Source organism: Modestobacter italicus, assembly GCF_000306785.1.
Taxonomy (GTDB): domain Bacteria; phylum Actinomycetota; class Actinomycetes; order Mycobacteriales; family Geodermatophilaceae; genus Modestobacter; species Modestobacter italicus.
Genome location: NC_017955.1, coordinates 1,168,029 through 1,180,682, shown reverse-complemented (window position 1 = coordinate 1,180,682; position 12,654 = coordinate 1,168,029). Strand labels below are relative to the sequence as shown.

General features: G+C 74.8%; 15 protein-coding genes. 5 read left to right on the top strand and 10 right to left on the bottom strand.

Annotation, left to right across the window (positions count from 1 at the left end; all coding sequences use genetic code 11):
- The first annotated feature begins 78 nt into the window (after window positions 1-78).
- Window positions 79-1,239: an Mrp/NBP35 family ATP-binding protein gene (locus MODMU_RS05715; RefSeq protein ID WP_014739242.1), complete on the top strand. Its 1,161-nt coding sequence runs from the start codon at window positions 79-81 to the stop codon at window positions 1,237-1,239.
- Between the two features lie 122 nt (window positions 1,240-1,361).
- Here the strand turns inward: MODMU_RS05715 and MODMU_RS05710 are convergent, their stop codons facing one another.
- From MODMU_RS05710 to sigE, 4 genes are all read right to left on the bottom strand, one after another.
- Entirely contained in the window at window positions 1,362-1,754 is a 393-nt protein-coding gene (locus tag MODMU_RS05710; RefSeq protein WP_014739241.1) for a twin-arginine translocase TatA/TatE family subunit, read from the bottom strand.
- 94 nt (window positions 1,755-1,848) lie between these two features.
- On the bottom strand, window positions 1,849-3,171 hold the full coding sequence (locus tag MODMU_RS05705; protein ID WP_014739240.1) for a S1C family serine protease: 1,323 nt from the start codon (window positions 3,169-3,171) through the stop codon (window positions 1,849-1,851).
- 284 nt (window positions 3,172-3,455) lie between these two features.
- Window positions 3,456-4,055 (bottom strand): anti-sigma factor family protein, encoded by a 600-nt coding sequence (locus MODMU_RS05700; protein WP_014739239.1) that lies wholly within the window; start codon window positions 4,053-4,055, stop codon window positions 3,456-3,458.
- Window positions 4,052-4,651 carry an RNA polymerase sigma factor SigE gene (gene sigE / locus MODMU_RS05695; protein WP_051144135.1) on the bottom strand — a complete coding sequence of 200 codons (600 nt, stop codon included), beginning with the start codon at window positions 4,649-4,651 and terminating at the stop codon, window positions 4,052-4,054. Before sigE ends, MODMU_RS05700 begins: the two co-directional genes overlap by 4 nt.
- A gap of 227 nt (window positions 4,652-4,878) precedes the next feature.
- Between sigE and MODMU_RS05690 the strand changes: the two genes are divergently transcribed.
- The gene (locus MODMU_RS05690; RefSeq protein WP_014739237.1) at window positions 4,879-5,553 is read left to right on the top strand and encodes an O-methyltransferase; all 675 of its coding nucleotides are present in this window, start codon (window positions 4,879-4,881) and stop codon (window positions 5,551-5,553) included.
- Window positions 5,554-5,669: 116 nt separating this feature from the next.
- Here the strand turns inward: MODMU_RS05690 and MODMU_RS05685 are convergent, their stop codons facing one another.
- Both MODMU_RS05685 and glgC read right to left on the bottom strand, forming a co-directional pair.
- Complete coding sequence (locus MODMU_RS05685) at window positions 5,670-6,227, bottom strand: 2'-5' RNA ligase family protein (protein ID WP_014739236.1); 558 nt, start codon at window positions 6,225-6,227, stop codon at window positions 5,670-5,672.
- Window positions 6,227-7,444: a glucose-1-phosphate adenylyltransferase gene (glgC, locus tag MODMU_RS05680; RefSeq protein ID WP_014739235.1), complete on the bottom strand. Its 1,218-nt coding sequence runs from the start codon at window positions 7,442-7,444 to the stop codon at window positions 6,227-6,229. The genes MODMU_RS05685 and glgC overlap by 1 nt, the downstream gene beginning before the upstream one ends.
- Before the next feature lie 70 nt (window positions 7,445-7,514).
- On the opposite strand from glgC, the gene glgA reads away from it, so the two are divergent.
- A complete protein-coding gene (gene glgA, locus MODMU_RS05675; protein ID WP_014739234.1) occupies window positions 7,515-8,687 on the top strand; it encodes a glycogen synthase in 1,173 nt (390 codons plus the stop codon).
- A gap of 60 nt (window positions 8,688-8,747) precedes the next feature.
- Here glgA and MODMU_RS05670 read toward each other — a convergent pair whose 3' ends face one another.
- From MODMU_RS05670 to MODMU_RS05655, 4 genes are read right to left on the bottom strand one after another with little or no spacing between them, the layout of a single operon-like run.
- On the bottom strand, window positions 8,748-9,338 hold the full coding sequence (locus MODMU_RS05670) for a nitrile hydratase subunit alpha (protein ID WP_014739233.1): 591 nt from the start codon (window positions 9,336-9,338) through the stop codon (window positions 8,748-8,750).
- Complete coding sequence (locus tag MODMU_RS29965) at window positions 9,335-9,619, bottom strand: SH3-like domain-containing protein (RefSeq protein WP_041794993.1); 285 nt, start codon at window positions 9,617-9,619, stop codon at window positions 9,335-9,337. The genes MODMU_RS05670 and MODMU_RS29965 overlap by 4 nt, the downstream gene beginning before the upstream one ends.
- Window positions 9,609-9,902 carry an SH3-like domain-containing protein gene (locus MODMU_RS29960; RefSeq protein WP_041794992.1) on the bottom strand — a complete coding sequence of 98 codons (294 nt, stop codon included), beginning with the start codon at window positions 9,900-9,902 and terminating at the stop codon, window positions 9,609-9,611. The genes MODMU_RS29965 and MODMU_RS29960 overlap by 11 nt, the downstream gene beginning before the upstream one ends.
- A 2-nt stretch (window positions 9,903-9,904) precedes the next feature.
- Window positions 9,905-10,324, bottom strand: coding sequence for a DUF350 domain-containing protein (locus tag MODMU_RS05655; RefSeq protein ID WP_014739232.1), 420 nt, complete (start codon window positions 10,322-10,324; stop codon window positions 9,905-9,907).
- Between the two features lie 188 nt (window positions 10,325-10,512).
- Here MODMU_RS05655 and MODMU_RS05650 point away from each other — a divergent pair, with 188 nt between their 5' ends.
- Window positions 10,513-11,625 carry a spore photoproduct lyase family protein gene (locus MODMU_RS05650; protein WP_014739231.1) on the top strand — a complete coding sequence of 371 codons (1,113 nt, stop codon included), beginning with the start codon at window positions 10,513-10,515 and terminating at the stop codon, window positions 11,623-11,625.
- Window positions 11,625-12,644: an MsnO8 family LLM class oxidoreductase gene (locus MODMU_RS05645; protein WP_014739230.1), complete on the top strand. Its 1,020-nt coding sequence runs from the start codon at window positions 11,625-11,627 to the stop codon at window positions 12,642-12,644. Before MODMU_RS05650 ends, MODMU_RS05645 begins: the two co-directional genes overlap by 1 nt.
- Window positions 12,645-12,654 lie beyond the last annotated feature (10 nt).

Here is a 12,654-nt window from a genome sequence, read left to right as displayed (position 1 = left end):
CGTACAGTGGCAGGACGCCCGCGCGCTGGTCACGAGCAGGTGCGCGCAGGCTCCCCGTCGAAGGAGACACATCCGCCCATGACCGACACGTTGACCGGTTCGCCGGCCCTCGACGCCGTGAACGCGGCGCTGGCGACCGTCCAGGACCCGGAGATCAACCGTCCGCTGCCCGAGCTGGGCATGGTCAAGGACGTGCAGATCGGCGTCGGCGGTGACCCGGGTGCCGTGCGCATCGAGGTCTACCTGACCGTCGCCGGCTGCCCCATGCGCGAGACGATCACCAACCGCGTCACCCAGGCCGTGGGCGCGGTCCCCGGCGTCACCAGCGTCCAGGTCGGCCTGGACGTGATGAGCGACGAGCAGCGCACCGAGCTGCGCAAGACCGTCCGCGGCACGGACGCCGCCGAGCCGGTCATCCCGTTCGCCCAGCCCGGCTCGCTGACCCGCGTCTACGCGGTGGCCTCCGGCAAGGGCGGCGTCGGCAAGTCCAGCGTCACGGTGAACCTGGCCGCCGCGCTGGCGAAGAAGGGCCTGTCGGTCGGTGTCGTGGACGCCGACATCTACGGCCACTCGGTGCCCCGCATGCTCGGCGTCGACGAGAAGCCGACCCAGGTCGAGAACATGATCATGCCGCCGCAGTCCTACGGCGTGAAGGTCATCTCGATCGGCATGTTCACCCCCGGCAACACCCCGGTCGTCTGGCGCGGGCCGATGCTGCACCGCGCGCTGCAGCAGTTCCTCGCCGACGTGTGGTGGGGCGACCTCGACGTCCTGCTGATGGACCTCCCCCCGGGCACCGGGGACGTCGCGATCTCGGTGGCCCAGCTGGTGCCCAACGCCGAGATCCTGGTGGTCACCACCCCGCAGCTGGCCGCCGCCGAGGTGGCCGAGCGGGCCGGTGCCATCGCCACCCAGACCCACCAGCAGGTGGTCGGGGTCGTGGAGAACATGTCCTGGCTGGAGCTCCCCGACGGCCAGCGCATGGAGGTCTTCGGCTCCGGTGGCGGCCAGGCCGTCTCCGACGCGCTGACCAAGACCCTCGGCGCCCGGGTGCCGCTGCTCGGTCAGATCCCGCTGGACACCCGGCTGCGCGAGGCCGGCGACGCCGGTGCGCCGATCGTGCTGGCCGAGCCCGAGGCGCCGGCCGCCCAGGCGCTGGCCGCGATCGCGGACTCCCTCGCCGTCCGCCAGCGCGGGCTGTCCGGCATGTCGCTGGGGCTCACCCCGGTCCGCCGGTAGTCCCCCGGAACGAACAGCGGCCGGTCACCCCTCCCGGGGTGACCGGCCGCTGTCGTCGGGCGGCCTCGGTGCAGGGGCCCGCGCCGAGCGTCAGCGAGGGTGGGGGGCACCGAGGTCCTTCGTCAGGTGGCGTCGGCGTCGAACGGCGGGGGTGTCGCGGAGTCCCGGGCCCGGGTCCGCTCCGAGGGGCGGACCCGCCCCGCGGCGGTGGCCGCCGTCGCGCCGGTGGTGCCGGATGCGCTGCCGCGGCGGACCGGGGCGTCGTCGTCGGCCAGCAGCTGCTGCCGGATGAACGTCTTGGGGTGGTACTGCCGCAGGTCCACGTCGCGCAGGTGGTCGAAGTCGTCACCCAGCGAGTCGTGCAGCTGCCCGCGCACGCCGGTGATCGCCTCGCGCACCTTCTTCAGCCCGGCGGCGGCGTCCTTGGCCAGGGTGGGCAGCCGCTCGGGGCCGAAGATGAACAGCGCGGCCAGCGCGAGGACGACGATCTCGCCCCAGCCGATCGAGTCGAACACCGTTCCTCCCCTCAGCCGTGCCACCGCGGTCGCCTCCAGCGTAGGTGGGCCGGCTGTGCCCCTGGTGAGCGGCAACCCACCGCTCGAGGTCCGGCTACGCGGTGGCGAGGGTGGCCTGGACCTCCTGCGAGCTGCCGTTGCGGACGAGCTCCAGGGTGATGGTGTCGCCCGGGTCGTGGGCGTCGACGGCGACCACGAGCTCCTCGGAGCTGGCGACCGGTGCACCGTCGACGGCGATGACGACGTCCTGCTCCTGCACGCCGGCGTCGGCGGCCGGGCTGTCGGGCTCGACGTTGAGCACCAGCGCGCCGTCCCGGGTGCCGTCGGTGACGGTGCGGGCGTTGACGCCCAGCGAGGCGTGCACGGCGGTACCGGTCGAGATGAGCTGCTCGGCGATGTCGCGCACCGTGTCGATCGGGATCGCGAAGCCGAGCCCGATCGAGCCGCCGGTCGTGCTGGAGCCGCCCACCGAGGCGATCGCGGTGTTGATGCCGATCACCGCGCCGGTGCCGTCGACCAGCGCGCCGCCGGAGTTGCCCGGGTTGATCGGGGCGTCGGTCTGCACCGCGCTGATCACCGCGTTGGTGTCGCTGCCCTCGCCGGACAGCCGCACCGGCCGGTCCAGCGCGCTGACGATGCCGCTGGTGACCGTGCCGGCCAGGCCGAGCGGCGAGCCGATGGCCACCACCGGGTCGCCGACCACCAGGTCCTCGGACTCCCCCAGGGTCGCCTCGGCCAGCCCTGGCTTGTCGACCTTGAGCACGGCGATGTCGCTGGCCGGGTCGCGGCCGACGATCTCGGCCGCGGAGCCGCTGCCGTCGCTGAACACCGCGCGGATCGAGGCGTCCTCGGCGTCCGCGGCGCCGGAGATCACGTGGTTGTTGGTGACGATGTAGCCGCCCTCGGCGTCCACCACGACCCCGGAGCCGGTGGCGCCCGCGTTGGTCAGCGTGACCTCGATCGAGACCACCGCGGGGTTGACCCGGCCGGCGATGTCGGCGACCGACCCGGGCTCGCGGCTGACCCCCGGCGACACCGAGGACAGCTGGGTGCCGGGCGCGAGCAGCGGCTGCTCGTCGGCGGTCCGCCCCAGCCACCAGGCGGTGGTGCCGCCGATGACGCCCACCAGCAGCAGGCTCAGCAGCGCCAGGACCGTCAGCCGGACGGAGACGTCCCGCAGCCGGAGCCGCTTGCGACCCTGCGCGTCGACGACGACCGGGCCGTCGTCGGTCTGCGGCTCCGCCGGGTACTCGGCGGGTGCCCCGAGGCCGGCCGGGGCGTACGGGTCCCGCCACGGGTCGGCGGTCGCATCCGGCTTCCAGAACGGGGCGCTCGCGGTGCGGCGGGCGGTGCGCCGGCCGCCGGGGGGCTCACCGAGCCCGCGGGCGCCGTCGCGCGGGGCGAAGGCACGCAGCACGGCCTCCGGGGGCGGCGGGGGCAGCGGCCGCGGCGGCGGGCTGGGCCGGTCAGCGCCGAAGGAGCCGGCGACGTCCCGGGGACGGCCGAAGGCCGCCTGCTGCGCGGGGGGCGTGGGCGGGGGTGCGGGCAGGCTGGGCTGCAGCCGCCCCTCGGTCGGCGCGAACGCCCCGGTGGTGCCGGCGGGGCGCGCGAAGGCCGCCGGGTCGTCGACCGTCGGCGGGCGGTCGTCGGTCGGCTCGGCCGGCGGGGCGGTCGAGGACGGCTCGGTGCCGGGGGTCTCGCTCAGGGGGTCCCGCCGGGGGCCAGCGGGGTGGTCGCACCCACGGTGAGGGTGCGGACGACGGGCGGCACGATGTCGGTGCGCTCGGCGGAGTCGGTGCTGCGGACGGCACCGGCCACCGCGCCACCGGTGGGGCCGTCGTCGCCCGGGACGTCGGCACCGGGCAGCGTGACGGCGAGGACGGCGACACCGAGGCCGATGCCGGCCAGCGCGCCGGTCATGCCCCGGCGCAGCCAGCGGCCCCCGGTGTCATCCGGACGCTGCGGCTCGGTCGGCGCCAGCGGGATCGCCCAGGACCCGCCGGTGCCGCTCAGGGTCAGCCCGTCGCTGCCGGCGCTGAGGCCGCCCAGCCCACCGCCGCTGCCCGGGACGTCGGCGGTGAACGGGATGGCCTTCAGCCGGGACAGCAGGTCACCGGGGACGGCGACGTCGTCGTCGCGCTGCAGCGCGGCCTTGGCCTCGCGCTGCGCGGCGACCGCCATCCGGCACTGCGCGCAGCCGCCGAGGTGCTTGGCGGCCCGCCCCGCAGCGCCGCCGGAGAGCTCGCCGTCGACGAGCGCGGCGATCGCCTCCTGGGCGAGGTGGCTCTCCGGGATGCTCATGAGGTCGCGCCCGCCTCGGTCAGCGGCACGCGGCCGGGGGCGAGGTGGGCCAGCGCCTCGCGCAGCTGCACCCGCCCGCGGTGGATCCGGCTGCGCACCGTGCCCAGCTTGATCCCCAGCGTCGCCGAGATCTCCTCGTACGTCAGCCCCTCGATGTCGCACAGCACCACCGCCACCCGGAACTCCGGGGACAACGCGTCCAACGCCGCCTGCACCTGCGGGTCCAGGTGGGTGTCGGCGTACACCTGCTCCGGCGAGGGCGCCGCCCCCGGCAACCGCTCGGTGTCCTCCGGCAGCGCGTCGAACCGGATCCGCTGCCGACGCCGCACCATGTCCAGGAACAGGTTCGTGGTGATCCGGTGCAACCAGCCCTCGAACGTCCCCGGGGAGAAGTCCGCCAGCGAGCGGAACACCCGCACGAACGTCTCCTGGGTCAGGTCCTCGGCGTCCTGCTGGTTGCCCGACAACCGGTAGGCCAGCCGGTACACCCGCGCGGAGTGGTCCCGCACGACCTGCTCCCAGGTCGGCGCCACCCACCCCTCGACCGCGGCGGCCGGCTCGGGACCGGCGGGTGCGGTCGCACGGGGTCCGGTCACCACCTCAGGATCGCAGACGGCCGCCGGGGACGACACCTCCCCGTCGGGGGTGGTCCGCTGGGCAGGACGCTGGCTGGTGGTACGCGACAGACGCACGGTCGTTCCAACGGGTGGGGACGGGGGCGGTGTTCCCGCCGGCGGTGGACCCACAGGCAGTTCCCAGGCGGGGACGCGGGCCGGGGCCCCCGCTCGGGCGTCCCTCTCCCCGCCGCCACTACCCTCGCCCGGTGACCAGCGCCGCCGGACCGCCCCCGACAGGGTCCCCGACCGGCGCAGCCGCCTACGCCGACAGCTTCGCGGCCGAGACCCCCGAGCAGCTGGCGGCCCGGCACCGCGCCCTGGCCTCGGCCACCGCCTTCGGCACGCCCCCACCGGTGGAGCCGGCGGTCGGCGCGACGCTGGCCGTGCTGGCGGCGAGCGGCAGCGCCCGCTCGGTGGTGTCCATCGGCAGCGGTGGAGGCGTGGCCGGGCTGTGGCTGCTGCAGGGGATGCGCAGCGACGGCGTCCTCACCGCCCTGGACGGCGACCCGGCGGAGCTGCGGGCCGCGCGGCGGGCGTTCGGCGAGGCCGGCATCCCCTCCGGCCGGACCCGGCTGATCTTCGGCACGCCGGGCGAGGTGCTGCCGCGGCTGTCCCCCACCGCCTACGACGTGGTCTTCTGCGACGGCCCGCCGCTGGAGTACTCCGCTCAGCTGGCCGGGCTGCTGGACCTGATCCGCCCCGGCGGCTCGCTGGTCTGCCACGGGCTGCTGGCCGACGGCGGGATCGCCGACCGGTCGGCCCGGGACCCGCAGAGCGTGGCCTGGCGGGAGATCGCCCGCACCGTCCGGGAGGACGAGACGCTCACCTGCGCGGTGCTGCCGATCGGTGCGGGCCTGCTGGTCGCCACCAAGCGCGCCTGAGCGCGGAGCTGTTCGCCGGTCCAGCACGGGTCGAGCCGCGCTGCACGGGGTCGCGCCGCGTGCGCACGCGGCTCGTCGCCGCCCCGTCCGGCTCGACCCGGTTGCGCTGACCCACGTCAGCGGAAGGGGAACTCCGCGTCGGGGTCCCAGGGGCCACCCCGGTAGTGCCAGAGGCCGAGCCCGCGGGCGGTGACCTCCTCCGCGACGAAGGCCGCGGACAGGTCGGCGTGCAGGGCGCGGGCGACGGCCGGCTCGACCTTGTTCTGCACGGTGACGTGCGGCCGCGACCACTGCCGGTCCTGCGGGGTCAGCCGGTCGGCGAACACCGCGGCCACCGACGCGCGCAGCTCCGTCAGCTCCGGGGCGGCCAGGTCCAGCGCCACCCCGCGGCCGAGGAAGCGCACGCCGGTGACGGCCACCGGGAACGGGGGCCGGTCGGCCGCCGTCCGCAGGGCGTCCCGGACCTCGGCCAGCAGCTCGCCGGGCAGCGCGTGGAACAGCGTCACGTGCGCGGCGAGTCGAAACACCCCTTCACCCCCACCCCTCGCACGCTCGGGGCGGGCCCCTGGAAGGGGCCGCTCGGGGAAGTGCGCCGCCCGCAACCGGTCGAACCGCTCCTGCGCGGCCTGGTCCAGCAGCAGCGTGACGATGAGGGGCGAGGTGCTGCCCGCCATCAGATGGCGCGGGCGCCCTTGCCGAGGACCGTCACACCGCCGGCGCTGACCTGGTACCGCTCCCGGTCGCGCTCCAGGTCGACGCCGATGTGCGCACCCGGCGGGACGACGACGTTCTTGTCCAGGATCGCCCGGCGCACGATGGCGCCCTCACCGATGTGGACGCCGTCCATCAGGACGCTGCCCTCGACCCGGGAGCCGCGCTCCAGGCGCACGTTCGGCGAGACCACCGAGCCGTGCACCGAGCCGCCGTCGATGATCACCCCGGCGCTGACCATCGACTCCTCGGCCCGGCCGCCGAGCACGAACTTCGCCGGCGGCAGCATGGGCGGCAGGGTGTAGATGGGCCAGCGGTCGTTGTAGAGGTTGAAGATCGGGCTGACCGAGACCAGGTCCATGTGCGCGTCGTAGTAGGCGTCCAGGGTCCCGACGTCGCGCCAGTAGCCGTGGTCGCGCTCGGTCTCGCCGGGCACCTGGTTGTTGCTGAAGTCGTAGACGTAGGCGTCGCCGGCCCCGGCCATCATCGGCATGATCGAGCCGCCCATGTCGTGCACGGAGTTGTCGTCGGCGGCGTCGACCCGCAGCGCCTCGAGCAGCGCGTCGGTGGTGAAGACGTAGTTGCCCATCGAGGCGAACGTCTCGTCGGGGTTGTCCGGCAGACCCGGCGGGTCCTCGGGCTTCTCCAGGAACTGCAGGACCTTGCCGCTGGCGTCGGAGTCGATGACGCCGAAGGCCGTCGCCTCCTTGCGGGGCACCCGCAGGCCGGCGACGGTGACCCCGGCCCCGGTGGCCAGGTGCTGCTCGATCATCTGCGCCGGGTCCATCCGGTACACGTGGTCGGCACCGAAGACGACGACGATCTCGGGCCGGTCGTCGTAGATCAGGTTCAGGCTCTGGTAGATCGCGTCGGCGCTGCCGGTGTACCAGCGCGGGCCGAGGCGCTGCTGCGCCGGCACCGGGGTGATGTAGCTGCCCAGCAGGGTCGACATCCGCCACACCGTGGTGATGTGCCGGTCCAGCGAGTGGCTCTTGTACTGGGTCAGCACCGCGATCCGGCGGATGTCGGCGTTGACCAGGTTGGAGAGCACGAAGTCGATGAGCCGGTAGTTGCCCCCGAACGGGACGGCGGGCTTCGCCCGGTCCTGGCTGAGGGGGGCGAGCCGCTTCCCCTCTCCACCTGCCAACACGATGCCGAGAACTCGGGGGCCGCCACGCATGGGGGCAACGTATCGGCTGCCGTGCCCGTTCGCCCCATCTGCGTCCCCGTTCACCACCTAGGGTGAGCCTGTGCGCGTCGGAGTGATCACCAGGGAATGGCCGCCGGACGTCTACGGAGGGGCCGGGGTGCACGTCGAGCACCTCGTGGCCGCGCTGCGCGGGCTGGAACGGGGACCGGACGTCGAGGTCCACGCGTTCGGTGGCCCGCGCCCCGACGCGACCGGCTACGGCACGCCCGCCGGGCTGCAGGCGGCCAACGGCGCGCTGCAGGCGGTCGGGGTGGACGTGGAGATCGCCGCGGCGCTGGGCGGCGTCGACCTGGCGCACTCGCACACCTGGTACGCCAACCACGCCGGCCAGCTCGCGAAGCTCGTGCACGGCGTCCCGCACGTGGTCACCGCGCACTCGCTGGAGCCGCGCCGGCCGTGGAAGGCCGACCAGCTCGGCGGCGGCTACCGGCTGTCGTCGTGGATCGAGCGGACCGCCTACCTGCACGCCGACGCGGTGATCGCGGTCAGCCGCGGCATGCGGGCCGACGTGCTGGAGGTCTACCCCGACCTCGACCCGGACAAGGTGCTCGTGGTGGGCAACGGCGTCGACGCCGAGGCCTACCGCCCGGTCGAGGCACCCGACGTCGTCCGCGGGCTGGGGGTCGACCCGGACCGCCCCTACGCCCTGTTCGTCGGCCGGATCACCCGGCAGAAGGGCCTGATGCACCTGCTGGCCGCGGCCGAGCAGCTGCCGGCCGAGGCCGGCCTGGTGCTGTGCGCCGGCGCTGCGGACACCCCGGCGGAGCGCGCGCAGGTCGCCGATGCGGTGGCCGAGCTGCAGACCCGCCGGTCGGGGGTGGTGTGGATCGAGCAGATGCTGCCCCGGGAGCAGCTCGTCCCGCTGATCACCGGCGCCACGGTCTTCGTCGTCCCGTCGGTCTACGAGCCGCTCGGCATCGTGAACCTGGAGGCGGCGGCCTGCGGCACGGCCGTGGTGGCCAGCGACGTGGGCGGCATCCCCGAGGTCGTCGACGACGGCCGGACCGGGCTGCTGGTGCACTACGACGCGGACCAGCCGGCCGAGTTCGCCGCCGGTCTGGCCGCCCGGATGGCCGAGCTGCTGGCCGACCCGGCCCGGGCGGCCGCCATGGGCGTGGCCGGGCGCGAGCGGGTGCTCGCCGAGTTCGGCTGGCCGGCGATCGCCCAGGCCACCGTGCAGGTCTACGAGCAGGTCCTCGCCGCCCGCTCGTGACGCCCGGCCCCGCTGCCCCCACCCCGAGCCTGCGAGGGGTGGGGGCAGCGGGGTCCTTCCTCAGACGGCGGCGGTGCCGATCAGGCCCTTGCGGGTGACCAGGGCGGCCAGCTCCTCCTCGGCCATCCCGTCGGTGCCCTCGGGTCGGCGGGGCAGCACCATGTAGCGCGACTCCGCGCTGGCGTCCCAGACCGACACCGAGGTGCCGGCGGGGAGCTCGAGGCCGAACTCGGCGAGGACTCCGCGGGGGTCCCGCACCACCCGGGAGCGGTAGGCCTCGCTCTTGTACCAGCTGGGCGAGGGCCCGAGCAGCGCGATCGGGTAGCACGAGCACAGCGTGCAGACGACGACGTTGTGCTCCACCGCGGTGTTGGCGACGACCTTGAGCCGCTGCTCCTGCAGCCCGCCGGCCATCGACAGCCCGACCTCGCGGATGGCGCTGTTCGCGTCGGCCAGCAGCCGCTCGGCGAAGCCCGGGTCCACCCACGCCCGGGCGACGATCCGCGCACCGTTCGCCGGGGTGCCACCGGCCAGGAACTCGTCGATCCGGGTGTCGATCTCCCCGGCGTCGAGCAGGCCGCGGGACTCCAGCAGCTGCTCGACGTGCCGGACCTGCGCGGAGATGACCGAACTGCCGTGGTCGCCGCTCATGGCGCCTCCTCGATCGGGGTCAGGTAGTCCTGCCACAGCTCGACGGTGACCGTGTGGTCACCGGCGCCGAACAGGTCGGCGGCGGCGAACCGCACGTGCCAGACCGGCTGCGGCTCCGCCGGGACACCGCGGGCGCGGTCGTCGGCCAGCGGGTGCCGGCCGGCCTGCTCGACCAGCACGCCGACCGCGCCCCGGGCGTACCGCGGCAGCCGGGTGTGGCCGGCGGGGTCGGTGGTCCGGGTGCGCACCCGGACGCCGGGGGCGAAGCGGTCAGTGCTCATCGGGGAGCTCGAGCTCCTCCGCCGCGACCACGCCCTTCTCGGCCAGCAGCGTGGTGATCGCGGCGAACCAGCGCTCGTAGTAGGAGGCCGCCAGGTACTGCTGCACCGGCAGCCGCTCCTGGGCGTCCCGGAACTCGTCGAGGTTGTAGACGCCCCGCTTGATCAGCGCGCCGTTGAGCGCGAAGACGTGCGCCTCCCAGTCGGAGTGGAACGGCGGCTCGTCGGGCTCCTCGACGACCGCCGGGAAGCCGGCCATCCCGCCGACGTCGTTGACCCGGCTCATCGTCAGGGCCAGATCGAGGCGACGATGATCGCCGAGACGGCCAGCGTCGAGGCGGCGGTCACCAGGCTGGCCGGGTGGAAGGGCACCTGCATGAGCGTGTGGCCGAGCTTGCCCGGGGTGAGCAGGTCCAGCACCACGAACGCGACGACCTGCAGGCCCACGCCGACCACCCCGAAGGCGACGGTGTAGCTCAGCGCCGTCCCGAAGCCGCTGGTGGCGTTGGTCCAGATGCTCGTGAAGGCGATCGCCCCCTGCCCGAGGAACCCGGCCGCGAGGGCGATCGCGGCGTTGACCGACCGTTCCTCGTAGATGTGCCGGGCGAGGTGCCCGGGGGTGAGCAGGTCGAGCGCGAACGCGCCCGCCATGAGGAGCAGGATGCCGACGCCGGTGTAGGCGACGGCGTATCCGATGCTGGCCAGCACAGAGGACCTCCGGGGTCGGGACGGCGGAGCGGTGCGAGCCTAGGGGTCGGCTGTGCCCCGCTGCGTCAGGCCTGCGGGCGGCGGGCAGCGCGGCCCCCGGCCCGACAGCCCCGGCTGGGGACGGACGTGCGCGGCCCGCCACGCCGTCCGGGTGGAACAGCGCAGGTCCGGGCGGCGCTGCACACCTCGTGACGGACGCCCTGACCCTCTTCGACGACGTCGTCCCGGCCGAGACCCCGGTGGTGAACCGGCTGCTGCAGGTGCGCACCGTCTACGCCGAACCCGCCGCCGCTGCCTCGCCCCGCGGCCGGCAGGTGCTCGCCCGCTTCCCCGACGCCGAACTGGTCGAGGTCCCCTCGCACTGGCAGATCCCCGACCTGCACGGCAACGAGGGCAACGTCGAGCGCTGGGTGCGGGTCAAGACCGAGACGCTGGTGCTCGGCGTCAAGAAGTCGGTGTCGGTGCGGCCCAACGGGCGCTCGGCGGACTTCATCGCCCCCTCCACCGCCAACGGCTGCGCGATGGCCTGCGCCTACTGCTACGTGCCGCGGCGCAAGGGCTACGCCAACCCGATCACCGTCTTCACCAACATCGACCAGATCACCCGGGCCGTGCAGCGGCACGTCGCCCGGCAGGGCGTGAAGCCCGAGCCCAACGAGTGCGACCCGTTCGACTGGGTCTACGACCTCGGCGAGAACAGCGACTGCTCGGTCGACGCGCTGGTCAGCGACAACATCGCCGACCTGGTCGCCACCTTCCGGACGCTGCCGACGGCGAAGGCGTCCTTCGCCACCAAGTACGTCAACCGGCAGCTGCTCGAGCTGGACCCGCAGGGCCGGACCCGGGTGCGGTTCTCCCTCATGCCCGACGCCGACGCCAAGCTGCTCGACGTGCGCACCAGCCGGGTCGACGAGCGGATCGCCGCGATCGACGACTTCGTGGCGGCCGGCTACGAGGTGCACCTCAACTTCTCCCCCGTCGTGCTGCGCGAGGGCTGGGAGGCCGACTGGACGGCGCTGCTCCAGCAGCTCGACGACGAGCTCTCCGACGCCGCGAAGGCCCAGGCGGCCACCGAGGTGATCATGCTGACCCACAACGAGCAGCTGCACGAGGTCAACCTGGGCTGGCACCCGCAGGCCGAGGAGGTGCTCTGGCGCCCGGAGCTGCAGCAGCCCAAGGTCAGCCAGAACGGCATGCTCAACGTCCGCTACCGCAACGACGTCAAGCGCGCCGGGGTCGACCGCATCCAGCAGCTCATCGCCCAGCACGCCCCCTGGCTGCGCGTCCGGTACGCCTTCTGATGCAGCTCTCGTTGCTCGACCGCGCGCGGACACGGGCCGGTGAGCCCGACGCCGCGGCGCTCACCGGTGCGGTGGCGCGCGCCGAGGCGGCCGAGCGGCTCGGCTACCGCCGGTTCTGGGTCGCCGAGCACCATGGCGTGCCCGGCATCGCCGGGTCCGCGCCGGCCGTGCTGCTCGCCGCGGTCGCCGGGCGGACGACGACGATCCGGCTCGGCTCCGCCGGGGTGATGCTGCCGCACCACCAGCCGCTGGTGGTCGCCGAGCAGTTCGCCACCGTGAGCGCCTTCGCCCCCGACCGGGTCGACCTGGGGCTGGGCCGCTCCCCCGGCTTCACCCCGCCGGTGCGCCGGGCGCTGCGCGAGACCGAGCGGGACTTCGCCGCCGACCTCGCCGAGCTGCGCGGCCACCTCACCGGGACGGCGGACATCACCCTGCACCCGCAGCCCGCCGGCGCCGTCCCGCTGTTCGTGCTGGCCACCGGCCGCGGGCTGCAGGTCGCCGCCGAGCTGGGCCTGCCGGTCGTGGTCGGCGGTCCGCTGCTCGGCGTGGCCGGCGACCCCGAGCCGGGGCTGGCCGCGCTGGCCGGGTACCGCCGGGCGTTCCGGCCCTCGGCGCAGCAGCCCGAGCCGCGGGTGGCGATCAGCCTCGACGTGCTGGTCGCCGACACCGCCGCCGAGGCCGCCGACCTCCTGCTGCCGGAGGCCTGGGCGATGGCGCAGGCCCGCACGACCGGCGCCTTCCCCGCGCTCGAGCCGGTGGCCGCGGTCCGGTCGCGCGACCGGACGCCGCGGCAGCAGCAGTACCTCGAGCAGACCGCGGCCGGGGCGGTCGCCGGAACCGCGGCGCAGGTGGGGAGCCGGCTGGACCAGCTGCTCGAGCGCACCGGGGCGGCCGAGCTGGTCGCCTCCAGCAGCACGTTCGACCGGGCGGCGCTGGCCGCCTCGGACGCCGCTGTGGCGCAGTTGTTCGGCCTGCCTGCAGGGGCCCGCGCGAGCCTGCGAGCGATGGGGGGCAGGTAGGTCCTTCGCA

Excerpts from the sequence above, each read along its gene's own strand:
- MODMU_RS05715 (WP_014739242.1), top strand. The coding sequence starts at position 79 with ATGACCGACACGTTGACCGGTTCGCCGGCCCTCGACGCCGTGAACGCG.
- MODMU_RS05700 (WP_014739239.1), bottom strand. The coding sequence starts at position 4,055 with ATGAGCATCCCGGAGAGCCACCTCGCCCAGGAGGCGATCGCCGCGCTC.
- MODMU_RS05685 (WP_014739236.1), bottom strand. The coding sequence starts at position 6,227 with ATGGCGGGCAGCACCTCGCCCCTCATCGTCACGCTGCTGCTGGACCAG.
- glgC (WP_014739235.1), bottom strand. The coding sequence starts at position 7,444 with ATGCGTGGCGGCCCCCGAGTTCTCGGCATCGTGTTGGCAGGTGGAGAG.
- MODMU_RS05670 (WP_014739233.1), bottom strand. The coding sequence starts at position 9,338 with ATGAGCGGCGACCACGGCAGTTCGGTCATCTCCGCGCAGGTCCGGCAC.
- MODMU_RS29965 (WP_041794993.1), bottom strand. The coding sequence starts at position 9,619 with ATGAGCACTGACCGCTTCGCCCCCGGCGTCCGGGTGCGCACCCGGACC.
- MODMU_RS29960 (WP_041794992.1), bottom strand. The coding sequence starts at position 9,902 with ATGAGCCGGGTCAACGACGTCGGCGGGATGGCCGGCTTCCCGGCGGTC.
- MODMU_RS05645 (WP_014739230.1), top strand. The coding sequence starts at position 11,625 with ATGCAGCTCTCGTTGCTCGACCGCGCGCGGACACGGGCCGGTGAGCCC.